Raw genomic sequence first — 22,403 nt, forward strand, 5'->3', positions numbered from 1 at the left:
GAATTTAAGAAAATGGTTAACCTGTTTAGCGGCATCCAGGGCTTGATCTGGATTGTTGGCATTGGAACCCTCCTCGCCGGAATTGTCGGGGTGAGCAATATCATGATGATCATAGTAAAGGAACGAACCCAGGAAATCGGCATTCAGCGGGCAATTGGAGCAACGCCATTAGCCATCATCGCACAGATTATCACCGAATCGGTTTTTCTTACAGCCATTGCAGGCTATATCGGGCTGGTTTTCGGGGTGGCTATTATTGAAGGGGTAAACTTCTGGCTGTCTCAATCCGGGGCATCAACGGGTATGTTCAGCAATCCTTCGGTAGATTTTGGCGTGGCCGTAAAAGCGCTGATCGTATTGATTATTAGTGGCGCTATGGCCGGTATGATCCCAGCCAGACGGGCGGTGAGCATCAAACCCATTGATGCATTGAGGGATGAATAATTGAATATGAATATTAACACAAATTAAATAAAGAACATGAAAACCTTTTTCAAAATCCTTTTAGGTGTGGTTGTCCTCGGCGTTTTCGGCTACACATTTTTCTTCCTGTATCAGAAGTCACAGGCCAAACCAATAGTTTATGAAACGATTACACCATTCAAGGAAACGATCATCAAAAAAACCGTAGCAACCGGGTCAGTGATTCCCCGAAAAGAAATCGCCATAAAACCACAGGTTTCAGGCATCATTGAAGAATTATACGTAGAGCCGGGAAAATATGTAAACAAAGGCGATTTGATTGCAAAAGTCAGGATCATTCCCAATATGATCAACCTGAGTAACGCGGAGTCACGGGTAAAACAGTCTAAAATATCTCTTCGGGCAGCGCAGATCGAGTACGACCGCATGAAAGATCTTTTTGATAAAAAAGTAATTCCTGCAGCTGAATTTGAACCGGTGGAAACAGCTCTTAACCAGGCAAGCCAGGAGGTAGAAGCCGCCGAAGACAACCTTGCACTGATCAAAGAGGGGCAGACAAAAAATATGGGCGCCACCACCAACACCCTTATTCGCTCGACCATTGACGGAATGATCCTCGATGTGCCTGTGGAGGTAGGAAACTCAGTAATTGAGTCCAACACGTTTAACGAAGGCACTACCATTGCAAATGTAGCCGACATGGGCGACATGATCTTCGAAGGAAAAGTGGACGAAACCGAAGTGGGAAAAATAAAGGAAGGGATGGAGCTGATCCTTACGGTTGGCGCTATAGAGGAGGAAAAATTCATTGCCATTCTCGAACACATCTCTCCAAAAGGATTTGAAGAAAACGGCGCCATTCAGTTCAAGATCAAGGCTGCCGTTTCTCTTCGGAAAGATATCTTTGTAAGGGCCGGCTATTCTGCCAATGCCGACATCGTCCTGGCCCGCGCCGATTCGGTGATGGTGATCTCCGAAAGTCTCCTCAAATTTGAAAAAGACTCGGCCTATGTTGAAGTGGAAACTGAACCCCAGGTTTTCGAACAACGATTTGTCAAAACAGGCCTTTCCGACGGCATCAATATCGAGATTAAAGAAGGCCTCGCAATGGAAGACAAAATCAAAAGCAAGGAAGCCGAGCAGAAATAATTCAGCATAAAACCCTGTCAGGAGTTACGCAAACTGACAGGTTTAAAGTATTTCTTGTAAAGCATAACCTGACAGCATCTCTAAGACCTGTCAGTGTAATCGAACACCAAACCTACTTATTATACATCAGGTGCAAATTAACCAGTTCCCCTCCAATATTAAATTCGCTTACCAGTGCTCCATTCAGATCGTAAACCAACACTTTTCCGGCTGCAATCATCCAGATGGTCCGACTGATATCTTCGTAGCGAATGATTCTGACATCCGGCACGGAGATAAAAGAAGTGAATGATTTCTGGTAATCGTACATATAAACTCCGCTATCAAACGCCAAGAGAATCCTTCCCGGTGAAATTGCTTCGGCAGCAATGATCGGTTTCGCAGGCATATCGAAAGGCTGATAGGGGAAGTTTAGCATTCCGTTTGCCGGATCAAACCGCCGGACATAGGCATTCCCTCTTTGGTTGTTGCCAAGAATCAAAATATTTCCCGGCTCCGGATCAGTAAAAATGACCGGAATAATGTCAGAATGAGTGGCATTCACCAGCCCGCCTGCATCAAGATAAAAAACCTCAATCCAGTGCACGAGGTAACTGCTTTTCTGAAGTGCGGCTGTTACCAGGTATTTATCAGTAGAAAAAAGGAGATAAGAATAAGTATCCGGGGTAATTTGCGTACTTACCCCTTTCTGGCCGGTCATTGACCACCTGCCTGTGTACCCGTCCCACAATCCGGCAAAAACCTGGTTTCCCATTGCTTTCAAACAGGTAAAATAAGGTTGAACCGGGTTGGGTATTATTGGCGATGCCCAATTGATGGTCATGGTTTCGGTATCAAAAGCGGTCAGGTCTCCCCAATGTATGCCGGCAATAAAAAATTGCTTTGACGAAGAAGAAACATCCGATCCGGCATAATCACCGTCAAAAACCGTTGTCAACTGGTCACCCATTGCCGGATTGAACCGGTGAATCCTTTGAACGGTCTGTGCTTCATGCTGCACAACAAAAATATGTGTCAGCTGCCGTTCGATTTCGTGAACATAAACTGTCCGGTAAGCCCTGGTATAAATCTCCCCTTCCCGCGCTTCGGCCATCAGTCGATAATTCCCGGTGCTTAGCGTTTCATTGCTGATCACATAATAGAGAGTGGTTTCAACGCCGGTTTTAAAGTTTTCAAGCACCAATGAAGGAACGACAGGAGTTGATGATTCGTCCTGCAGATTAATTTTCAGGGCAATTTCGGATTGATTCCAATTCACCCGGATTGTGATGGGAATGGTGTCGAAAACGTCATAGGAAGCATTGCTGGCCGGCCCGATAAATTGAACCTCAGGGAAAATCTCCTCCGCTTCTTTTTTGCATGAAAAAAGAAACGACAGGGAAAAAAACAGGAAGATGAAAAAGCGAAACCGGCAATGCATAATAGATAAAACTGTATTTTTACCTCAAAATTAAAAACATTACCCAATATGCTGAAAAACCTCAACCTCGACAACGTCCTTTTCCTTGATATTGAGACTGTTCCGCAATATGTTGATTACAACGCATTACCCGGTCATTTCAAAAAACTGTGGGACGAAAAGGCAGGCCGGCTCAGACAGGGAGAAACCCAGGAAACGCCGGAAGACCTTTACCGTCGTGCCGGGATTTACGCTGAATTCGGCAAGATCATCTGCATTTCAACAGGCTTTATCACCGGATCACAGTTCAGGATAAAATCTTTTTACGGGGATGATGAGCGGGAGTTGCTGGCCGGATTTTCAGGATTGCTCAACCGTCACTACAATACACTGCAACACCTTCTGTGCGGCCATAATGGCAAAGAGTTCGATTTCCCCTACATCGCCCGCCGGATGCTGGTCAACAAGCTCCCGTTGCCCGAAATCCTTAACCTGGCCGGGAAAAAACCATGGGAGGTGCAGCACCTCGACACCATGGACTTATGGCGTTTTGGCGATTATAAAAGTTATACCTCGCTCAACCTCCTCACTGCCATTTTCGGCATCCCCAGCCCTAAAGACGACATTGACGGCAGCCAGGTGTACGACATTTACTGGAAAGAAAAAGACCTCGAACGGATCGTTACCTATTGCCAGAAGGATACCCTTGCCGTTGCCCAGGTGCTACTCAGCTACCTCGGCAAACCACTGATCAGGGAAACGGAGGTGTTTGTGGTGTGATTAATAGTGATTGAATAAAGTTTTAACCACTTTTTTTATTAATCGGTGTAAAATTGGGTAAAGGCACAAAATCCCACATTTGTTAAGCTATTTTTTGGCAAATATTATCTTGGATAATATAAATCGTGTATTAAATTTGCCATCCGAATTGCCTACACATTAATTTTTAAAATGTCAAAATACCGCAAACTCTCTGCTATCCTGGTTTTTTTGAGCATTGGCAAAATGTTGCATGCAACAGATTTTGACATTTCCAATATTCCTGCTGAATTCCTGAAAGACGCCAATTCAGTTGTCCGCTACAAAAATGTTTCGATAGTCATCAGCAGCAAATACGAGATGACGGAGACCTATGCATGGGCGATTACAGTCTTGAATGCCGCCGGAAATGATCATGTTAACCCGCGGTCATCCTTTAGCTCGGGTGAGAAAATCATTTCAATTTCGGCAGTCGTTTATGATGCAAACGGGAAAGAAATCAGGCAGTTTAAACCGAAAGATGCCAAAGATGTAAGCGCGGTAAGTTCAATGTCCATTTTTGTGGACGATCGCATCATGTTTTTCGATTATACACCGGCTTCTTACCCCTATACTTTCGAATTTAAGGTTGTCCGGAAAGGCTCAAATACCGCATTTATTCCTGCCTGGACGCCAATTGAAAACGAGTTTCAGAGTATTATCAACAGTAACTATGAATTGAGTTACCCTCCAGAATGGAAGCTTCGGACATCCGAGTATAATTTCACCCCATTTGATATTCAAAAAGAGGAAACACCAGGGCGTTATTCTTTATCGGCCAAACATTTAAAAGCCATTCAGTCAGAGTATCGCAGTCCGTCTTTTGAAGTCTTTTTGCCTGTGGCAAGGGTATCGCTCAATCATTTCAAACTTGAAGGAATTGTCGGACATGCCGAGGGTTGGGAAGATTTTGCCAGTTGGTACCGCAACAATCTGCTTGTTGAAACTGATTTTATTCCGGCATCTGTAAAAAATGAAGTGCTGAATCTGATTGAAGGGGTCACTGATTCCGTTGAGATAGCCAGAATAATTTATGAATATGTTCAGGCAAAAACCCGCTATGTGAGTGTCTCGATAGGGATTGGAGGATGGAAACCAATGTCAGTTGAAAGTGTTGCCAGAACGGGTTATGGCGATTGCAAAGCGTTATCCTACTTCACTGCCATGCTGCTTAGAATGGCGGGCCTGCCGGCTTATTATACCATTGTTTATGCAGGAACCAAACCGCAAAACATTGATACGACGCAGGTAACTATTCAGGGCAATCATGTTATTGTTTGCGTACCTCTGATCGACACCACCATCTGGTTGGAAACCACAAGCCACTCTGTTCCTTTCGGTTATCTTGGAACAAACACCGACAACCGGTATGTGATTTGTTTATCAGATGAAGGCGCTTATATTCTTAAAACCCCCGATTATCCTGACTCACTCAACTTGCAGGAAACCTCGGCAACAATTGATTTGAAGTCCGACGGATCTTTTTCAGCAGAAATCTTCATGAAGTCCGAAGGCACGCAGTACGAACTGAAGGATTGGCTGACCGAAGTAAAATCGGAAGAAAGGGATAAACACTATCAGCAATACTGGAACTATTTTCAAGGACTTAAACTGAATGAAGTTAAGATTGGGGCCGATAAAAAAAAGATTCATTTTAAGGAAGAGATAAAACTGGAGGTTCTTGCCTACGGATCATTGACAGGCAGCAGGATGTTGGTAACAACCAATTTCTTTAACCGGAATCAGAGTGTTCCGCCCCGCTATAATGATCGGAAGTATCCACTTGAAATCCAGAGAGGGTATCTTGACAAAGACAACTATGTGATTAAAATCCCGGAAGGGTTCGTTTTAGAAGTGATTCCCGAAACAATCTTCATTGACAATCAATTTGGATATTACAGTCTGTCAGTTGAAGCTTATGATAAGGAAACCATTGGAGTTAAGAGGGAGTTGCTGGTAAGAAGAGGCTTATTTCCTCCCGATCTTTACCAGGAATACTATGAGTTTCGGAAGATTATTCAACGCCATGATCAGTCAAAATTCGTATTAATAAAAAAATAGGTCATGAAAAAGGTTGTCATTATTGCAGCGCTTGTTTTTCTCACAGGCCAATTCATTTCTGCACAAGATGTTAAGTTTAGAAAAGTAAGTAAGGAAGAACTTGAGGCTACAACTCATTCGCGCGACGCTGAAGCCGCCGCCGCCATTCTTTATCAAAGTTGCAGGGGATATTATGTTTACAGCGACAATGAGGGATGGTTCAATCTCTACACTTACGTTCATCAGCGGATTAAGATTTATAAAAAGGAAGGAATGTCGTGGGCCGACTTCTCCATCCCGTATCACACCAAGGGTAATTTTAGCAAATTTAAAGCCTACACCTACAACTATTCAGATGGGAAAATCGTAGAAGAAAAATTGGACAGCAAAGCTGTGTTCACCGAAGAATTATCGAAGTCGCTAAAAAGGAGAAAGTTTGCCATGCCTGCAGTTTTGCCGGGTTCGGTGATTGATATTGAATACGAGTTGGTTGAGCCGTCCACCATTGCCCTGAGGCCTTTTTACTTTCAGTATGATGTCCCGGTTGATTTCTGTCAGTATGAGGTTCAAATCCCTGAATATTTCAGGTTTAATAAAACCATGAAAGGAAAACCGCTGACCATGAACGTGAAAAGTGATGAAATGTATGGGACAATCAGCTCAGCAGGAAGTACTAGTTTTTCGATAACCGGGAAGTCCTCTTCAACAGCACCAACAACTACTAGATACAGGATCAAAACTGATACGTACGAAGCTGTAAATATTCCGGCGCTCAAAGATGAACCATTCGTTCCTTCAATGAATAACTACCGGGCAGCAGTTTTTTACGAATTGTCCTATATCCAGATTGACGGAGGCGAAGTATTTAATTATTCGAGTTCCTGGAATGAAATAGCTGACAAGTTGATGACCGGTGAGAACTTCGGAACCCAGATCAATATGAGGCTTAATGATCTGAATGGTGTTGTAGAACAGTTTGCAGCACTCCCGCCCGAAGAATGTATGCATGGAATTTATCTGTATGTGCGTAATAACTACTCCTGGAATGGCAATTATGGCGAACAAACCGAATTTGGCCTGCGAAAGTTACTTTCGGAGAAAAGCGGAAACATTGGTGACATCAACCTTTTGCTTATCAATTTGCTCAAAAAAGCAAAATTGGATGTTTCTCCCGTAGTGCTTAGTTCGCGGGAAAATGGCTTTCTCAACATTCAACATCCCACCTATGCCCAGCTCGATTATGTAATTGCTGCTGTTAATCTGAACGATCAGCGCATTTTCTTAGATGCAACAAATGATAATCTCCTTCCCGGTTTTCTGCCCGCAAGAGCGTTAAATCTTGACGGAATTTTGATCAATGATGACCGAACTGCAACAAGGATCGAAATTACCAATCCCAACGCAGGAAGCACCGTCATGTTTTTACTCGCTGAAATGAATGATGATCTTTCTATAAAAAGTCAGGCAAGAATTACTTACCAGAATTATGACGCTGTCGTATTCAGATCAAAATACAAAGATAATGAAAGGGAGGGGGGATATCAAAATAAACTCCATGATCAGTACCCGGATTTGAAAATTGTATCACACAGCCTTGAGGGTATTGACCAGCCTACAAACAAAGTAACCGAATTTGTAGAAATGACCCTGGATGGACATGCTGAGCAGATGGGAGAATTGGTATTCCTGAACCCCATGATGATCTGGCAAAAAACCGAAAATCCGTTTAAACTTGAAGAGCGTGAATTTCCGGTTTTTTACAACAGTACCACGAACGATAAATATACTATTTCGATTAAACTGCCCGCCGGTTATGTTGTGGAAACCCTGCCGGAACAAGTTCGCCTGCTGTTGCCCGACAACCTCGGCAGTTTTCAATATTCGATCACAGACAATGCCGGAACGCTGGTGCTTCAATATCATTACGAAATTGCTGAAGACATCATATCACCGGCACACTACCCTTCGTTAAGATATTTCACCATCATGATGATTGAAAAACAAGCTGAAAAAGTTGTGCTTAAAAAAGTCTAACTTAAAAAGACCGGGCTAAATCATGATCATTCCTCAAACCGTTTAAGTGGATGACCTGCCTGGAACGAGTTTTTAAACAGGCACTAAAATAGCCCGGAAAAGCTTTTTTAGATTTCAGGCGCAATTTGCTGCAAACCCCGTCCAACCGATAAAAGAAAGCAATGACGAAAAAAATGGCCGCCCCGTTGCCAGGGCAGCCACTTTCCCTATGAAGTAACAAAAACTATTGTATCGCTACTTTCTTCACCACGGTCTGGCCACCGGAGGTGTTAACAACGACAGCAAAAAATAGAGTTTGGTTTTTGTAAAAATTCTGAATCCGTATCAAACACTGATTGTAAAAAGAAACATCATTTGTTATTGGTGATAAAAAACGAAATCCCGGTTTGAAGCTGATGAAAATTGTGTGTAATATTTCCGATCTGATGATTAAACCGCCACCGCACAAACACAGTTCCTTTTAGAGAAGATGGTTTCCAAAAACCAAGTATTTCCTGTGAACCAATAATCCTTTTATAGTTTGAATCCGCTAATCCATCTTTTGAATAGGTCACTAATTCTGGGTCATTAAATGCAGGCATGAAATACTGATATTGTGTGGAAAGTGTAAGCCCAAACCTTTCATCAGGGAAGAACTGGATACGGATTATGGGATAAGCAGTAAAATAGTTAACTCCAAAATCATTTATCAGACCAGTATTTGTTACCATACCTTCGTCATTTAAAGATGAAATGGAATCCCTGACAAGCGTGCGTCCGAATTTAAAACCGAAATCTACTTGAAAATGTATCTTAGATTCCGGACTATCAATAAAAAGAAAATTTAAATCCAAACCTAATGATAGCCTCTGATAGTTTAGCATGTCCAAGGGCGATGTTTTTAACGAATTTACCAGAACAGAGCCTGCCAAAGAGTCTGAGGTGATTTTGGAAACTTTTTCTGGAAATAAGTATCGATTGTTTTCCTCAATTTTTGAAATCAGAAATGTTGGTTTAATATATTGAAATGCACCAATTCCTCCCCCGAACATCTGCCTTCTACTAGTACGGAGGACGATTTTCTTAGCAAATTCAACCTGAACTAATCCATTCGGATTGTCGTTCTCAAAACCCATAAAATCGCTGAAAACAATGAATTCAAAAAGCTTGCTGTTTTCTTCTTTTTTTAGCTCAATCTCTTTCCCGCCAAAAGTTCTGTAAACTTCATTTTTAGGACTGTAATCTTTGTTGCTTTGCCTGATGAAATAATCGTAATCCAGCAATTCTCCAAGATTTATAAAATAGCTGGAATCATTTTGGATGGCATCGAATAATACAATATCATCAAACTTTTTAAAATTCCCACGGGTAGAAAATCCGATACCATATTTATTTTCAAAGCGGAATGCATCAGGAATATCTTTTTCATTTGCTTTCCCTTTTACCTTAATGGTTTCAATAAAACCATCCAATACCTCCATTTCAACATCCTCAATGGTTATCTCACCCTTGTCACAATCACAGTTTTCTCCATTTTTGCAAGTATCGCAATCTTGAGAACATTTTTTGCCAATTTTAATCCTCTGTCTCAGTGTCACTGAGTCTGAAATTTTCAATTTCCCGATGACCGGAGCATCATCTTCAGCCTCCAATAAACTTTCAAGACTAATCCTGAAGAATTGCTCTTTAGCGAACTGCTCTATCATATCCTTATAGGTTTGAGAAATATTCTCAAAATCAGGGTAAAGAGATTGCATTTTGTAGGTAAAAATTTCAATGAATGAACTTAATTTTAGCTCGGTTAGGGTGAATTCAGCAATGTTTGAGGCATTATCCAATTGCTGTATGGTAATTTTAATGTCACCATTATCCAACTTTTCAGAGCTCGAAGTATACATCAGGGTATCATTCAACTTAAAGTTTTCCCTGTACTCCTGAGCATATCCCCGGCTAAGAGAAACTGTTAGTAAAACAAAGAGCACCAATTTTAAAATGTAATTCTTTTTCATGTGAATCAGTTGATTATCTGTTATTTTAATAAATTTTTATCGAAATTTTTTGTTTCAAAATGTCCAAATCCTAAAACGACCTTACCGGCCGGACGTGATAATAATTATTCTTCCCGCCAGGAGCTACCGATCCGTTTTCAAACCCCGTTACAAATGCAGCACTGCCAGAATATTCAGTAGAACTACAATAATAGGCATATTGTCCTGATAGTAAAAAACCTCCAATTAACAGTCTGTTTTGATATAGTTCATTTAATTCATCCCTGCTGGGTAAATACCAATCATCATATCCTCCAATAACAAGGTTTGCACAGATGTCAGCAGCGGTAGCCACTGCGCTGCAACCCGCTTCAATATCTGCAGTGTTTTGCATTCCGGTACCCAATGCAGTTCCATCAGCCCCTGTGATTGTGGTGCCGACACAACCCCATGTCGCATAACGATCAAATGGCGCCACAATTAATCCATGCATTACATTGGCATCGTAGCCGGGATCACCCGGTTGCAGGATGTAGGCTATGATACCGCCCTGGTAATAATCACCAACGGATAATACCGGCGATTCTGTGCTTACAGAATTGCTTGTCCAGGAAGTTCCATTGTAAATATTCGATTCATTTGTAGTAAGGTTGAAAATCACCAGCCCCGCTGCCGGCGATGGGATCAAATCCCGCTCTGCCTGGGTCATGCGTGGGAGTAAAAACCCCTTCTCCGTACTTTTCACCTCCAACATGGCTGAAGGATCGGCGCTGCTGCCATCGGTTGAAACGGCTACCTGGGCTTTGATGCTGAGAGCCGCAACCAGCAGTATTGCTGTAATTAGTAGTGTTGCTTTTTTCATTGTATGAATGCTTTATCTGCTTTTTTATTGAATTACTGATTGATCGTCCTTTTAGCCCATAACTCAACATGAGTGCCGGCTGAAAGGACTCCGGCGGTTGGAGCAATAACCAAAGAGGTTATATTGTCAGTAGTATTTTTCCAAACAGAACGATAGAGAACAGATTGAATAGGGTCTGGTTGGTTTAGGTTTATATAAAAAATACTTTCAATGGTCAATAGTCGGGGTCTTGAACTATTTGTTTGCAGAACACCATCACAATATGTCCAATATAAGGATCCACCATAACCTATGCTAAAACCATTCGAGTTCCCAGTATTTGCGGCTACATTTCCAAATTGATTTAACAGATATGTCTGAAAGTAATTGTTTGTTTGATCGTTATTTGGGCGAAGGTTTATGGTGGCATTAACCGAAGGTTTAAACTGCCCAATAATCCTGTATTCCCCATCAGCATTCCCATTCAGCCCGGAGAAGGTAATGTTCGCAGCATCTGTAGCAAGGGTAACTTCATCAATCATCACCCAGGTGGTATAGCTGGTTTTTTCAGCTACGGCTTTCCAGGAAGTTCCGTTGAAATAATAGAAGCCTTCGGTTCCGTCGGTCTGATAAATCATCAGCCCTTCGGCGGGAGTGACAATGTCATCCCGCTCCGCTTCGGTCATGCGGGGGATAAGTAAACCTTTGTCGGTACTTTTAATATCGAGCATTGCCGAAGGATCGGCGCTGCTGCCATCGGTGGTTACTGCCACCTGGGCATTCAGGTTAAAACCTAAAGCGATGAGTAAAACTATTAAGACTAATTTGTATGTTTTCATTTTGATATGTTTAAATAGTTAATTATTAATAGGTTAGTATTTATTGTCGGGGTTTTTCATTTTAAATACTTTTTTGCCGCCATAAGCTGCACCCATAGCAAGTAAAACAAAAAGGCCGCTCCCAACCGGCGCCCCTCCGCCAACGGGAGTATTGCCGCTATTTGGGTTGCCGCCATTGCCGTTGGGAGGAGGTGGCGGATCCTGTGCAGCTATTGATAATGAAAGAATTAATGCAATGCCTGTCAGCATGCTAATCATTGTTTTTTTCATTTTTAAAGAAGATTTATTGGTTAAAAACTTTAATGGTAGTCGTATAGCGGTTTGTACTCAGGTTTACGAGATAGATGGACTGGCTTCCTTTGAAAGGAATGCTGTTGAATGCGTCCCTGGTGTTGACCTTTAATAGGAGCTGCCCTGTAATACTGTAAACCGAAATGATTGCTTCCTGTGTACTGATTCCGAAGTCATCGGAGAAGTTCACATAAAGCATGTTGCCAGTCAGAAAACAGGGAGCACTCAATTGATCGGGCGAATTGATATTGGTAACCTCCCTGAAATGGATTTTAAATTCTTTCTCCGCATACGGAACATAGGCAAAGCCATAATCCGGATTAAGCCGCAAATCCTGGAAATAATTCATCGAAACATCTTCCAGGAAAACCGGTACCGATGGATCAATGGTAGAGAGGCTTGAGGCTGTCAAAGTATAGTTTCCGGATAATCCGGCTTTGAAGAGCACAGCCACGGTTTCGTTTCCCTGAACAGAAGGAAGCGTATTGATCGCCATTTTTTCATTGCCAACCATCGAATAGATAACCGGTACATCGGGGCTGTTGGTAGTAAGTTTATTTACATCAAACAGCCTGTCAACGGCGGCAGTGGCTGAAGGATTGAACCGAATGGCAGTTTGCGTGGTAATGTTGTTTCCGGTAGCTTTCAGCAGCAGCGTGGGATCGGCGCCTTTTTGCTTATAGAACGCCTGGCTGCTGTGTGCCCTGCTGGCGTTGCTGAGGACTAACGTTCCCGAACCGCCGGTAGATCTTACAAAAAAGCCCTGGCCGGATGGGATGTACTGTGAGGTGGTATTGGCCTCACCCCCACCGCTGATATAATATTTGTATTCTCCAAATTCACCTGTTGTCGGGTCAAACAGCCAAAATGCACCACTGAGTTCAGCAGGAATGGCAACTTCATCCCAGTCTATGGCGGATGGATATGGATTCCCCATCAGGTTGAAACCCTGACCGCCCTGTGTAAAACTTCGGCTGTGGTTGCCGGTATTGGTAATTCCGGTAAAAACCTCTGTGGACGGAATCTCATCAATCGTCCACAAGGCATAACCCTGCATGATGTTCAACGGAGCAGCGATGGAGACAACATCGCTGAATTGATTTGTACTTTCGGTGAAGTACTGCAGGTAATCGCCAACAAACATGGAGGCCGTTGCCGATGCCACCGGCGAAGAGATCAAATGCCACTTACCATGTGTCAGGTAACGTTCAACTTCGGCATGGCCGCCACCACTGAAGGTTACCGCACCCAAATCAATCAGCGACACATCGCCCGTTGCACCGGACTTAAGAACCAGATTTCCGCTGGTGATGTCCAACGTGGTGCCATTTTCAACTTTTATACTCGATCCGGTGTGCACAAGCAGTGCCTGCGACTTTGCCTGGTACCCCGTGAATAAAAAAGTCAAAAGAAACAATGTAAAAGGTAGTTTCATGATTACTGTGTTAATTGATTAAATGAACTGGTAGGCAAATAACACTGATTATTGATTAAATGAACTTTCGCTCCAAACTCCTTATAGTTGGGGCTTTTATGAAAGATCTCTGCTACCAGGAAACCAGCAATAACTTGCCGCGACAAAAGTAGTTTGACGGGATAGGGCAAGTCAATACCCCAAATGGGGTATTTTTGGACTGAAATCCGTGTTATTAAACCTGTCAGGTTTTGAAAACCTTACAGGTTTGAGTTCTGTAGGTTATTATCTGGCTTTGATCGTTTCTTCAATAGTCGACCTTCCCGAAGATCGGGACAGGCTCTACGGAGTTCTGAGGGTTATTGTGAGGGTCCGGTTTGCTACAATAGTCGAACTCCTACGGAGTTCAATGGTTTAATTCTGGCATCGATCTTCTACAATAGTCGAACTTCCCGAAAATCGGGACAGGCTCTACGGAGTTCTTTTCGCAGACCTGCATTGATTGAACTGGGCTTGGATTAATCCGGGCAACCCTGTAAGGGTTGGGCTATGGTAGAAATGAACAACCCACCCGTTGAATCCATGATTTCAGGATTGATTGAGCAGATAGACGAGGTGGGAGAACGAGCGGAGGTTGTTGCGCTGGAGCATGTTTTTGCGGTGTGTGCGGACGGTCTCAGCGCTGATAAATAGCTGGTGGGCAATCTGCTTTGAGCTGAAGCCCTGCGCAACCAAACGTGCGATCTCTATTTCGCGCTGGGTGAGGTTCAGGTTGATGTTCTCGTATTCTTGCTTTTTATATACCGCAAGGGTAGCCATTTGCATATTAACAAGCAGTTGCTTTTCGGTAAACGGCTTCACGAGATAGTTCACCGGTTTGATGCCCATGGCTTCATGCACCGATTTGGCATCCGAACGTTGTGTGATGAAGATGATCTCAAAATCATAGTTTTGTTTTAACTTCAAAACGACGTCAACTCCGTATTCTCCACCTTTCAGGTTCATATCACAAAGCACAAGGGCGGGGAGGGGGCTCTTCTGGAAAAAGGCCTTTGCTTCTGCATAATTTGCAGCTATTCCCGCTACCTGGTAAGCTTCCTCGGTGAGGATTGCCGAAATGGATTCTGCGATCACCAATTCATCTTCAATTATGAGCACAGGACAAATCATGGCTAAAAATTTTCATAAAAATATAATTTTCTTATGAAGTACCAGCAAGAAAACTCTCCAAATGTGATTTTCAACGATTAATTACCCCACCCTCCCGAAGTCTCGGGATAAATTCCGGGAGTAAATCGTTGAAAATCAATGCTCTCTTTAGGGTTGGGGCACTCATTGATTTTCAACTTCAGGGGTTTTCTTGCTGGTACTATATAACAGTCTAAAAATTATTGCATTGCACTTTTGACCGGTCATGAATCAATTCATGGTAAAATCAATGGTAAAAACCGTTCCGTTGTGGTACGACCTGCTCATGTTGCCGTCCAGCTGCCGGACAAGGGTGTTGATGAGGGTCATCCCGAATGAAGTGTTTTCTGCAATGCCAGTTTTGTTTTCTTTAGGAAGGCCGTTGTCCGATACTACCAATTCGACCCGTTTTCTGTCTTTTTTGTGCAGATCAACCAGGATAGTCAGTCCGGATGGTTCATCAACGGTTGCATGTTTAAATGCATTGGTAACCAGTTCATTTACAATGAGGCCGATAGGTACGGCGTAATCAACATCCATGTATGTATTGTCGAGGTTTACCTTTGTCGTGATTTTGTTTGTGGGAAGGCCAAAACTGCCGGCAATCAGTGCGGCAAGATTTTCGATATATTCCCTGATTTCAACCTGGGTTACGCTGTCGGATTGATAGAGTCTCTGATGGAGCAGGGAGATGGAGTCAAGTCGTGTGCGGCCTTCATCAATGGCCTGTTTAGTCTTGCTATCCTCGGTTTGGATGGAATGAAGGGTCAACAAACCTGATACGATCTGCAGGTTGTTCTTCACGCGGTGATGGATTTCCTTGTTCAATGCTTCGATCTTACTATTCTTTTGCATTAACTTATCGGCATACTTTTTCTTTTTCAGGAAGACTATGACCAGTATTACAGCTAAACTGACCATGAGAATTGAAATGATGAATAAAAGAAAAGCCCGGCTTTTTTGCCGAATTGCAGCCAGCCGATGAATCTCATTGTCTTTTTTTTCCAGTACCAGTTCAGCTTCCTTTTTCAGCATGTCATAATCTGCTTGTAATTGTTGAACTTTGAGCAGTTTACTTTCGGTGATGATACTGTCCTTCAAAGAGACATAATCTTCCAGGGTTGAGTAAGCCTGCTGCAGCTTCCCGCGCTCTCTGAATACTATTGAGATTGTTTTCAGGATATCAGCCTCACGCTTTCCATTCTCATCCTCAATCAGGATCAGTGCTTCCTGAAGGTATTGTTCAGCTTTCTCCAAATTCCCCCGGTCTATTTCCAGTCTTCCAAGCAGATGCAAAGTGGAGGCTATATCAAAGGGCGCCTTGATTTCACGCCGCAGTGTTAATGCTTTTGTTAGATATTCATCAGATTTTTTGTACTCATTCTGGTTAAGCAATGTATTGCCATAATTATGGCAAGCCAGTGCCAACCCGGCTTTATCGCTGGTTTGTTCAAAATTGGCAATGGATTGTCCGAAAAAATAGTCCAGCGAATCGTTTCTGTTCATCTTTTCCAAAGCTACCGCAAGGTTTGAGTAGGATAGTCCCAGCGAAACCTTGTTTTCCAATTTTGAAGCTACTTTAATACTTTCCCTGTAATAGTCGGAGGCTTTGTCGGGCTGGTCCAGCAGATTATAAATGTTGCCCATGTTGTTGTAGGATTGGAGCAATCCTTTTTGATCCTTCAGCTTTTCTTTAATGGCAATGCTTTTCAGGTGGTAATCGAGTGCTTCGTCGTACCTGGTGAGTTCGGAAAGGTTGTTGGCTTTATTCATGTAAATGTAAGCCAGCAGCAACTCTATATTATATTTTGATGCGATCATAGCAGCGCTGTCAAGACATTCGATGGCCCGGTTGAAATTACTGGACCGGAAATACATGATTCCCATCCTGTTGTAGATGTCGGCAAGTTCTTTTTCATTCCCACTTTTGGACATCAAACGAACGGCTTCCTTGTAAGCTTCACCGGCCTCCTCCAATTTTCCCATTTGCGCCAGGTTACGTCCGATATTGTTGAGTGCATAAGCCTGCCCTACCGGATAATCATGCTGCCTGGCCAGTTCCAGCGCCTTCTGACTGGTTTCGAGCGCCTGCGGGAACTTGTTTTGCCTGGCGTAAACATTGCTGATTTGCACCATGGCGTCCACCTGGCCCTGGAAGTTGTTTGATTTTTTAAACAAAATAAGCGCCTCGGAAGCATCAGCCATGTTTCTTTCCACCTCTGAAGCTGGGTAGCTTTTACTTCTCATAAACAGCAGTTTTGCTTTCTCGTTGTCGTCAGCAGAAGTTGAGATTAACCGGGATAAACTGTCGATTTTTGAGTCCTGCGTATAGCCCTTGAAATACATAGTGATGATAACCAGAACAAGTAATAATTTGACTTTCATAATTCATTTTTTTTGAGAAACGATGAATAAGAACGGCAATAAACAATCTTGATTTTGAGATTGTTTGACCAGAAAGAAAATTTAACAATAAATTATTATTGGATTTGAAGTCGGTTTTTCCTGGATTATTTTGCAGACCGCATTTCAGCTTGTTTTTGAAGAACTTTCAGGAAAATGGATAGAAAATCAAGGCAACAAAATTCAAATCACCCGTCACCACGATAAAGTGAATTACATTTTCAGGAAAACGCTGAAAGTAATTTAATGTGCTATCAGATTAAGATTCCGATAACTAGTGACTACCAGAAAACAACCTGGATATGATTTTCAACGATTTATTTACCCCACCCTAAAGGGAGTAAATCGTTGAAAATCATTGCTCCCGGAGTTTATCCCAAAAAATTCGGGAGGGTTGGGGCGAACAATGATATTCAACATTATGTGTTTTCCGGCTGTCACAAGGTAGTTTTTGGATTAAAACTATCTTCAGGGAAAATCAACCCGTTCAACCACCGGCATGCTGCAGCCTGAGATAAATTTAAAAAACTTTTTTATTTCACCTCGCCTGTTCCTTTGTCAAAGTCGGGCTGGCAATACACCGGTTTCCCATCAGTTCTTAGAAGATCTTTGGGTACTTTAATGGGTTTGCGTCGTGCATCAGGTTGTAGATGGTGTCGAACACGTCTTCGGCGTTGGGGTTGGAGAAGTAGTCGCCATCGGTGCTGTAGGCCGGGCGATGCTCCTGGGCGGTGACGGTTTTTGGTTCGGCATCGAGATAGAAAAATCCCTTTTGCTCTTCGAGTACTTTCTGCATCATAAAGGCTGTGGCGCCACCGGGTACATCTTCATCGAAGAAAACGATTTTGTTGGTTTTTTTCAATGATTCGACGATGGTATGATAAATATCAAAAGGGAGGAGTGACTGAGCATCAATGAGTTCTACATCAATTCCGAATTCCTGCAGTTGTGCAACGGCATCTTCGGCAATGCGCACACAGGCGCCGTAGGTTACCAGCGTAAGGTCAGTACCGGTTTTTAAAATTTCAGGTACGCCCACCGGGATCCTGAATTTACCAAGGTTTGAGGGAACTTTCTCACGCAACCGGTATCCGTTCAATGGTTCGATGATCAGTGCCGGATCGTCTGAAGCAAGGATGGTATTGTAAAATCCTGCGGCCTGGGTAAGGTTGCGGGGCACTAAAACATGGACACCGCGGATGGAGTTGATAACCATACTCAGTGGTGAGCCGGAATGCCAGATCCCTTCGAGCCGGTGGCCGCGGGTGCTGACGATCAGCGGGGCTTTCTGACCCCCTTTGGTGCGATAAGTCAATGTGGCCAGGTCGTCGCTCATCACCTGAATGGCATACAGGAGGTAGTCGAAGTATTGTACTTCAGCAATTGGGCGCAAACCACGCATGGCCAGTCCCAGCCCCTGCCCGACAATAGTGGCTTCACGAATACCTGTGTCGAAGATCCGCATCTCGCCATACTTTTCCTGCAACCCTTCATAGGTCTGGTTTACCCCGCCAATTTTTCCTACATCTTCACCAAAAGCAATGACACGGGGATCGTTTTGAAAAATGAAATCGAAATTGTCCCTCAGAATTTCTCTTCCGGGAATAGATCGGGCATTGTCAACATAAATGGGGGGAACAGCATCAACTTTCAGGGCTGAGTGCTGATCAGCGGCGATGAGATGGGAACTGAAACGCTCCCTGTTTTCGCGCAATGACGCATCAAACCAATTTGTGATATTGGTCTTGAGCGAATTTTCAGGATTGCTGCAGGAGTTGCAGATCAGCCGCAATGTTCGTTTTGCATGCGCCATGGTGTCCTTGCGGATGGGCTCTGCAATCTTTGCCAAATCTTCCTTTAGGGCACTGATCCGCTTTGTCTTTGAACAATTACATGTACTGATGTCTGCCATTTTAAGGAAATCTTCCCGCATCGACTTCATCGGCGCCATATAGTTTTCCCATGCTTCTTTGCGGGCATTTTTGACGTTGGTTATGGCTTCCTTTTCAACTTTCACCAGTTCATTTTCCGTTGCCATTTTTTCACTGATGATCCATTCCCGCATTTTCTTTATGCCGTCAAACTCCTTTTCCCACTCAAGCCGCTCTTTGGATTTGTATCTCTCGTGCGAGCCTGAGGTAGAATGTCCCTGCGGCTGGGTAACTTCAGTGATATGAAACAGCACGGGAATATGTTTTTCCCGGCAAATGGCGATGCCTTTTTCATACATCCTGCACAATTCGGGATAGTCCCAGCCTCTGGCCGTCAGGATGGTAAAACCGGATTGCTTCCCATTTGACTCAAATCCTTTTAACGCTTCCGAAATGCTCCCTTTTATTGTTTGAAACTCTCTTGGCACCGAGATTCCGTAACCATCATCCCAAATGGAAATGGCCATCGGAACCTGCAAAACTCCGGCAGCATTCATCGTTTCCCAAAAGACCCCTTCGGAAGTGCTCGAATCGCCTATTGTACCGAATGCTACTTCATTACCATTGACCGAAAATTTGCTGAATGGTTTCAAATCAGGATTGTTACGGTAAAATTTTGATCCGTAAGCCAGACCAAGCAACCGGGGCATCTGTCCTGCAGTGGGTGAGACGTCGGCAGAGGAGTTTTTCATTTTGGTCTGATCCAGCCACTCTCCGTCATCACCAATGAAACGGGTTGCAAAATGATTGTTCATCAGGCGGCCAACCGTTCCCGGATTAAACTGCTGATCGGTATCACCATAGAGCTGAGCAAAAAACTCCTGGAGGGTGAGAATTCCGGTGGCAAGCATAAAAGTTTGATCGCGATAATAACCCGACCGCCAGTCGCCGTTCCGGAACACCTTTGCCATTGCCAGTTGCGGAATCTCCTTGCCATCTCCAAAAATTCCGAATTTTGCCTTGCCCGTCAGCACTTCACGCCTTCCTGAAAGGCTCGCTTCACGGCTCTCACAGGCAATCTGGTAATCCTTCAACACTTCTTCTTTGCTCAAAGTCAACTTTCTAGCTGCAGCGAATTTTTTTCCAGTTTTTGTCATACTCAATAACTTAAAAGGTGTTTTCCAAGCTACAAAAGTAACAAATTGCAAAAATCCATTAGCTTTGGGTTTGGAATAAAACGTAATAAATGATTGTCAAATCTGGCAAAACCGGTAAATCAGTGTTGGACTATTCAGGAGTAGAAGATTTAGAATTGGTCGGCAGGGCAAAAGGAGGTGAAGACAACGCTTTTGCGGAGCTGGTCCGTCGTTACCAGCACACGGTTGCCAAAACGGTAATCGGGATGCTTGGCGGCGGCGATGATGCAGAGGATGTTGGTCAGCAGGTGTTCATCAGGTTTTACAGAGCGCTCGACGATTTTCGCGGTGATGCGGCCTTGGCTACATACCTGACCAGGATTGCCATTAACCTTTCGCTGAATGAGTTGAAAAGAAGAAAAAGGATGTCGATGCTGTTCCTGCGACCGTCGGATGCATTTCCCGAACCGTACCTGGGTAAGAATGACAGTACGGAGACAGATTTGGAAACTGAAGAGGTTGTAAACAAAGCACTGCAGCAGCTTGAGCCAAAATTCAGAAGTGTGGTCGTGCTGAGAATGATGCAGGGTTATTCTACAAAAGAAACTTCCCGAATGCTGAAATTACCAATGGGGACTGTGCTTTCGCGACTATCGCGAGCACAGGATAAACTGAAAGAATTACTGAAGGACTTAATCAATTAAATTATGGATAAGCAATTGAGGGAACTACTAAAAGCCACTTTCGACCGGGAACTGACACCGGACGAGGATATTGGATTGAGCAATGCGATGCAGTCATCGCTTGAATTGCAGGAGGAGAAAAAACACTTCGAAAAAGTCAGGGTGGTGATGAAAAAATATCATCCAGCTTTTAAACAGACATTTGTGGCCGGTGTAATGGCCAGAATAGCCGGAGAGAAAGAGTCACAGAATGCGCAGGGTTTTGTGGTTGCCTTCTATCGAATTGCCCTGCCGTTGCTCGCTGCAGCTTCGGTTTTACTGCTCTTTTCGCTGTTCAACAACGGAGGGATTACCTTTGATTCCATCCTTGGTGTCGAAAATCTTGAACCACAGTATTTATCAGAGTTTTTATTGTTCAATTACTAAAACAAAATGAGATGAAAACTAAACCTGTTCTGATTATCATTGCCACATTGATTATAGGTTTCGTGACCGGTTTTCTGACTAATGGCCAGATTACCAAAACGAAGATTGATAAGTTTGTCAAATCCGGAACGCACGAAGGCTTTAAGGGCATGTACTACAGGGTGCTTCAGCCCGATGAAGAACAATTAAAAGTCATCGATCCGATTTTGGATAAATATGGGGAATTGATCCACGAAAATGTAACAACAATGCAAAAATCCATGAAGGAATTACATCAACAAATGGTAAACGAGATTACACCCTACCTGGACCAGGAACAAAAGGAACGACTGGAAGAATCAATCAAACGATTTGAAAGAGACGAGCGATTGCACAGAGGAAGAAAAGGGCCTCCACCTGTGAGAGAGCCCGGTCATCGGGGACCGCGCGATCGCCAGATGGATCGTTCGGAATAAACATTGAATTTAAATTGTCAATATCATCGAACTAAAATTTATAATACCATGAAAAAGAAATTGTTTGTTTTTGCCTTATCATCATTGTTTGCTGCAGTAGCAATCCAGTCGCAGCCTTACGGAGCTGGTCAAGGTTGTCGCAATGCGAATCCTGAAATGAGAAAAGATGTCCATGAAAAAATCCTTCCCTTAATAACAAAACAGCGGTTGGAACTCGACAAAACGATAAATGAAGCGGATAAAGCTGAAATTGGAAGACTTCGCGCCGGGTTGAGTAATTTACGCACCCAGCATTTGGCTAAAATCACCGAAATTAAGGCCACTGATGAAGTTCCGTCACTTGAGCAGCGCCAGGAAATGCGTGCACTGCGCAACCAGATGGCAACCCTGATGAATGATGCAGAAATAATAGCCGACAGGTACGACGCTACTATCACCCTGTTACTGGAAGAAATTCGTCCCGAGATTGAAAAAATCCACCAGGAAAACTGTCCGGTAGGAAAAGGAAGCGGCGCAGGTTGTCCAAACGCACCTCAGGGAAAAAAGCATCAGTACCGGGGCAAAAAAGGACCGGGAATGCCACCGGGTGAAGGTTATCACTTCCAGAGAATGCTAACACCCGAAGGTTTTCTCCTTTTCGATCCTGCTGAACCATTCCCACTGGATGAAAAGACTGAATTGCCGGGCGAAAAAATGGAAGTCAGCGTCTTCCCTAATCCTGCCTCACAATCAACCCAGATTTCATTTGAACTTGATCAACCGGCACGGGTTATCATCTATCTTCTTGATAGTGATGGAAATGAAATGCTAAAAGTAACAGAAACAAAAGCAGATGCAGGATTATTTTCAACGCCTTTTGTTGTTGATGAACTTAAAGATGGTTTATATTTTATCCAAATAAAGGTCGGAAATGATACTTCGGTCAAAAGACTGATTGTAAAGCATTGATTGCTCGTTAGACTTACTGACTATTCATAACTGCTGAACCCTGCGTGCTGATCCACGTGGGGTTTTATTCTGTCAGACCAGTCAAAATCGGAAATCCG

Annotated in this window: 18 protein-coding genes; 9 read left to right on the forward strand and 9 right to left on the reverse strand. The window is 43.4% G+C overall.

What is annotated here, in order from left to right; genetic code table 11:
* Positions 1-12: 12 nt before the first annotated feature.
* Both IH598_09805 and IH598_09810 read left to right on the forward strand, forming a co-directional pair.
* Complete coding sequence (locus tag IH598_09805; GenBank protein MBE0638803.1) at positions 13-444, forward strand: FtsX-like permease family protein; 432 nt, start codon at positions 13-15, stop codon at positions 442-444.
* Between the two features lie 36 nt (positions 445-480).
* Complete coding sequence (locus tag IH598_09810; protein ID MBE0638804.1) at positions 481-1,572, forward strand: efflux RND transporter periplasmic adaptor subunit; 1,092 nt, start codon at positions 481-483, stop codon at positions 1,570-1,572.
* A 112-nt stretch (positions 1,573-1,684) separates the two neighbouring features.
* Here IH598_09810 and IH598_09815 read toward each other — a convergent pair whose 3' ends face one another.
* The gene (locus IH598_09815; protein MBE0638805.1) at positions 1,685-2,992 is read right to left on the reverse strand and encodes a hypothetical protein; all 1,308 of its coding nucleotides are present in this window, start codon (positions 2,990-2,992) and stop codon (positions 1,685-1,687) included.
* 48 nt (positions 2,993-3,040) lie between these two features.
* Here IH598_09815 and IH598_09820 point away from each other — a divergent pair, with 48 nt between their 5' ends.
* The 3 genes from IH598_09820 (at position 3,041) to IH598_09830 (ending at position 7,843) form a co-directional block, all read left to right on the forward strand.
* Entirely contained in the window at positions 3,041-3,751 is a 711-nt protein-coding gene (locus tag IH598_09820) for a 3'-5' exonuclease (protein MBE0638806.1), read from the forward strand.
* 171 nt (positions 3,752-3,922) lie between these two features.
* Positions 3,923-5,830: a DUF3857 domain-containing protein gene (locus tag IH598_09825; GenBank protein ID MBE0638807.1), complete on the forward strand. Its 1,908-nt coding sequence runs from the start codon at positions 3,923-3,925 to the stop codon at positions 5,828-5,830.
* Between the two features lie 3 nt (positions 5,831-5,833).
* Entirely contained in the window at positions 5,834-7,843 is a 2,010-nt protein-coding gene (locus IH598_09830) for a DUF3857 domain-containing protein (GenBank protein ID MBE0638808.1), read from the forward strand.
* A 350-nt stretch (positions 7,844-8,193) separates the two neighbouring features.
* On the opposite strand, the gene IH598_09835 is transcribed toward IH598_09830, so the two are convergent.
* The 8 genes from IH598_09835 to IH598_09870 form a co-directional block, all read right to left on the reverse strand.
* Complete coding sequence (locus IH598_09835) at positions 8,194-9,831, reverse strand: hypothetical protein (protein ID MBE0638809.1); 1,638 nt, start codon at positions 9,829-9,831, stop codon at positions 8,194-8,196.
* Positions 9,832-9,901: 70 nt separating this feature from the next.
* A complete protein-coding gene (locus IH598_09840) occupies positions 9,902-10,672 on the reverse strand; it encodes a DUF1566 domain-containing protein (protein ID MBE0638810.1) in 771 nt (256 codons plus the stop codon).
* A gap of 32 nt (positions 10,673-10,704) precedes the next feature.
* Positions 10,705-11,490, reverse strand: a complete 786-nt coding sequence (locus tag IH598_09845) for a hypothetical protein (GenBank protein ID MBE0638811.1) — start codon at positions 11,488-11,490, stop codon at positions 10,705-10,707.
* 33 nt (positions 11,491-11,523) lie between these two features.
* Positions 11,524-11,760: a hypothetical protein gene (locus IH598_09850; GenBank protein MBE0638812.1), complete on the reverse strand. Its 237-nt coding sequence runs from the start codon at positions 11,758-11,760 to the stop codon at positions 11,524-11,526.
* A 13-nt stretch (positions 11,761-11,773) separates the two neighbouring features.
* Positions 11,774-13,216 (reverse strand): T9SS type A sorting domain-containing protein, encoded by a 1,443-nt coding sequence (locus IH598_09855; GenBank protein ID MBE0638813.1) that lies wholly within the window; start codon positions 13,214-13,216, stop codon positions 11,774-11,776.
* A gap of 567 nt (positions 13,217-13,783) precedes the next feature.
* Positions 13,784-14,365 carry a DNA-binding response regulator gene (locus IH598_09860; GenBank protein ID MBE0638814.1) on the reverse strand — a complete coding sequence of 194 codons (582 nt, stop codon included), beginning with the start codon at positions 14,363-14,365 and terminating at the stop codon, positions 13,784-13,786.
* Between the two features lie 249 nt (positions 14,366-14,614).
* The gene (locus IH598_09865) at positions 14,615-16,768 is read right to left on the reverse strand and encodes a tetratricopeptide repeat protein (protein ID MBE0638815.1); all 2,154 of its coding nucleotides are present in this window, start codon (positions 16,766-16,768) and stop codon (positions 14,615-14,617) included.
* Between the two features lie 616 nt (positions 16,769-17,384).
* Positions 17,385-19,814, reverse strand: coding sequence for a transketolase (locus tag IH598_09870; protein ID MBE0638816.1), 2,430 nt, complete (start codon positions 19,812-19,814; stop codon positions 17,385-17,387).
* Between the two features lie 89 nt (positions 19,815-19,903).
* Between IH598_09870 and IH598_09875 the strand changes: the two genes are divergently transcribed.
* From IH598_09875 to IH598_09890, 4 genes are read left to right on the forward strand one after another with little or no spacing between them, the layout of a single operon-like run.
* Complete coding sequence (locus IH598_09875) at positions 19,904-20,497, forward strand: sigma-70 family RNA polymerase sigma factor (GenBank protein MBE0638817.1); 594 nt, start codon at positions 19,904-19,906, stop codon at positions 20,495-20,497.
* Between the two features lie 3 nt (positions 20,498-20,500).
* Positions 20,501-20,902, forward strand: a complete 402-nt coding sequence (locus tag IH598_09880) for a hypothetical protein (GenBank protein ID MBE0638818.1) — start codon at positions 20,501-20,503, stop codon at positions 20,900-20,902.
* A gap of 11 nt (positions 20,903-20,913) precedes the next feature.
* Positions 20,914-21,357: a hypothetical protein gene (locus tag IH598_09885; GenBank protein MBE0638819.1), complete on the forward strand. Its 444-nt coding sequence runs from the start codon at positions 20,914-20,916 to the stop codon at positions 21,355-21,357.
* Positions 21,358-21,405: 48 nt separating this feature from the next.
* Entirely contained in the window at positions 21,406-22,305 is a 900-nt protein-coding gene (locus tag IH598_09890) for a T9SS type A sorting domain-containing protein (protein ID MBE0638820.1), read from the forward strand.
* Positions 22,306-22,403 lie beyond the last annotated feature (98 nt).

It is taken from the genome of Bacteroidales bacterium, from assembly GCA_014860585.1.
Lineage (GTDB): Bacteria > Bacteroidota > Bacteroidia > Bacteroidales > 4484-276 > RZYY01.

What these genes read in the sequence shown, in the direction of transcription:
- IH598_09805 (MBE0638803.1), top strand. Translation starts at nt 13, where the DNA reads ATGGTTAACCTGTTTAGCGGCATCCAGGGCTTGATCTGGATTGTTGGC.
- IH598_09810 (MBE0638804.1), top strand. Translation starts at nt 481, where the DNA reads ATGAAAACCTTTTTCAAAATCCTTTTAGGTGTGGTTGTCCTCGGCGTT.
- IH598_09815 (MBE0638805.1), bottom strand. Translation starts at nt 2,992, where the DNA reads ATGCATTGCCGGTTTCGCTTTTTCATCTTCCTGTTTTTTTCCCTGTCG.
- IH598_09820 (MBE0638806.1), top strand. Translation starts at nt 3,041, where the DNA reads ATGCTGAAAAACCTCAACCTCGACAACGTCCTTTTCCTTGATATTGAG.
- IH598_09825 (MBE0638807.1), top strand. Translation starts at nt 3,923, where the DNA reads ATGTCAAAATACCGCAAACTCTCTGCTATCCTGGTTTTTTTGAGCATT.
- IH598_09830 (MBE0638808.1), top strand. Translation starts at nt 5,834, where the DNA reads ATGAAAAAGGTTGTCATTATTGCAGCGCTTGTTTTTCTCACAGGCCAA.
- IH598_09835 (MBE0638809.1), bottom strand. Translation starts at nt 9,831, where the DNA reads ATGAAAAAGAATTACATTTTAAAATTGGTGCTCTTTGTTTTACTAACA.
- IH598_09840 (MBE0638810.1), bottom strand. Translation starts at nt 10,672, where the DNA reads ATGAAAAAAGCAACACTACTAATTACAGCAATACTGCTGGTTGCGGCT.
- IH598_09845 (MBE0638811.1), bottom strand. Translation starts at nt 11,490, where the DNA reads ATGAAAACATACAAATTAGTCTTAATAGTTTTACTCATCGCTTTAGGT.
- IH598_09850 (MBE0638812.1), bottom strand. Translation starts at nt 11,760, where the DNA reads ATGAAAAAAACAATGATTAGCATGCTGACAGGCATTGCATTAATTCTT.
- IH598_09855 (MBE0638813.1), bottom strand. Translation starts at nt 13,216, where the DNA reads ATGAAACTACCTTTTACATTGTTTCTTTTGACTTTTTTATTCACGGGG.
- IH598_09860 (MBE0638814.1), bottom strand. Translation starts at nt 14,365, where the DNA reads ATGATTTGTCCTGTGCTCATAATTGAAGATGAATTGGTGATCGCAGAA.
- IH598_09865 (MBE0638815.1), bottom strand. Translation starts at nt 16,768, where the DNA reads ATGAAAGTCAAATTATTACTTGTTCTGGTTATCATCACTATGTATTTC.
- IH598_09870 (MBE0638816.1), bottom strand. Translation starts at nt 19,814, where the DNA reads ATGACAAAAACTGGAAAAAAATTCGCTGCAGCTAGAAAGTTGACTTTG.
- IH598_09875 (MBE0638817.1), top strand. Translation starts at nt 19,904, where the DNA reads ATGATTGTCAAATCTGGCAAAACCGGTAAATCAGTGTTGGACTATTCA.
- IH598_09880 (MBE0638818.1), top strand. Translation starts at nt 20,501, where the DNA reads ATGGATAAGCAATTGAGGGAACTACTAAAAGCCACTTTCGACCGGGAA.
- IH598_09885 (MBE0638819.1), top strand. Translation starts at nt 20,914, where the DNA reads ATGAAAACTAAACCTGTTCTGATTATCATTGCCACATTGATTATAGGT.
- IH598_09890 (MBE0638820.1), top strand. Translation starts at nt 21,406, where the DNA reads ATGAAAAAGAAATTGTTTGTTTTTGCCTTATCATCATTGTTTGCTGCA.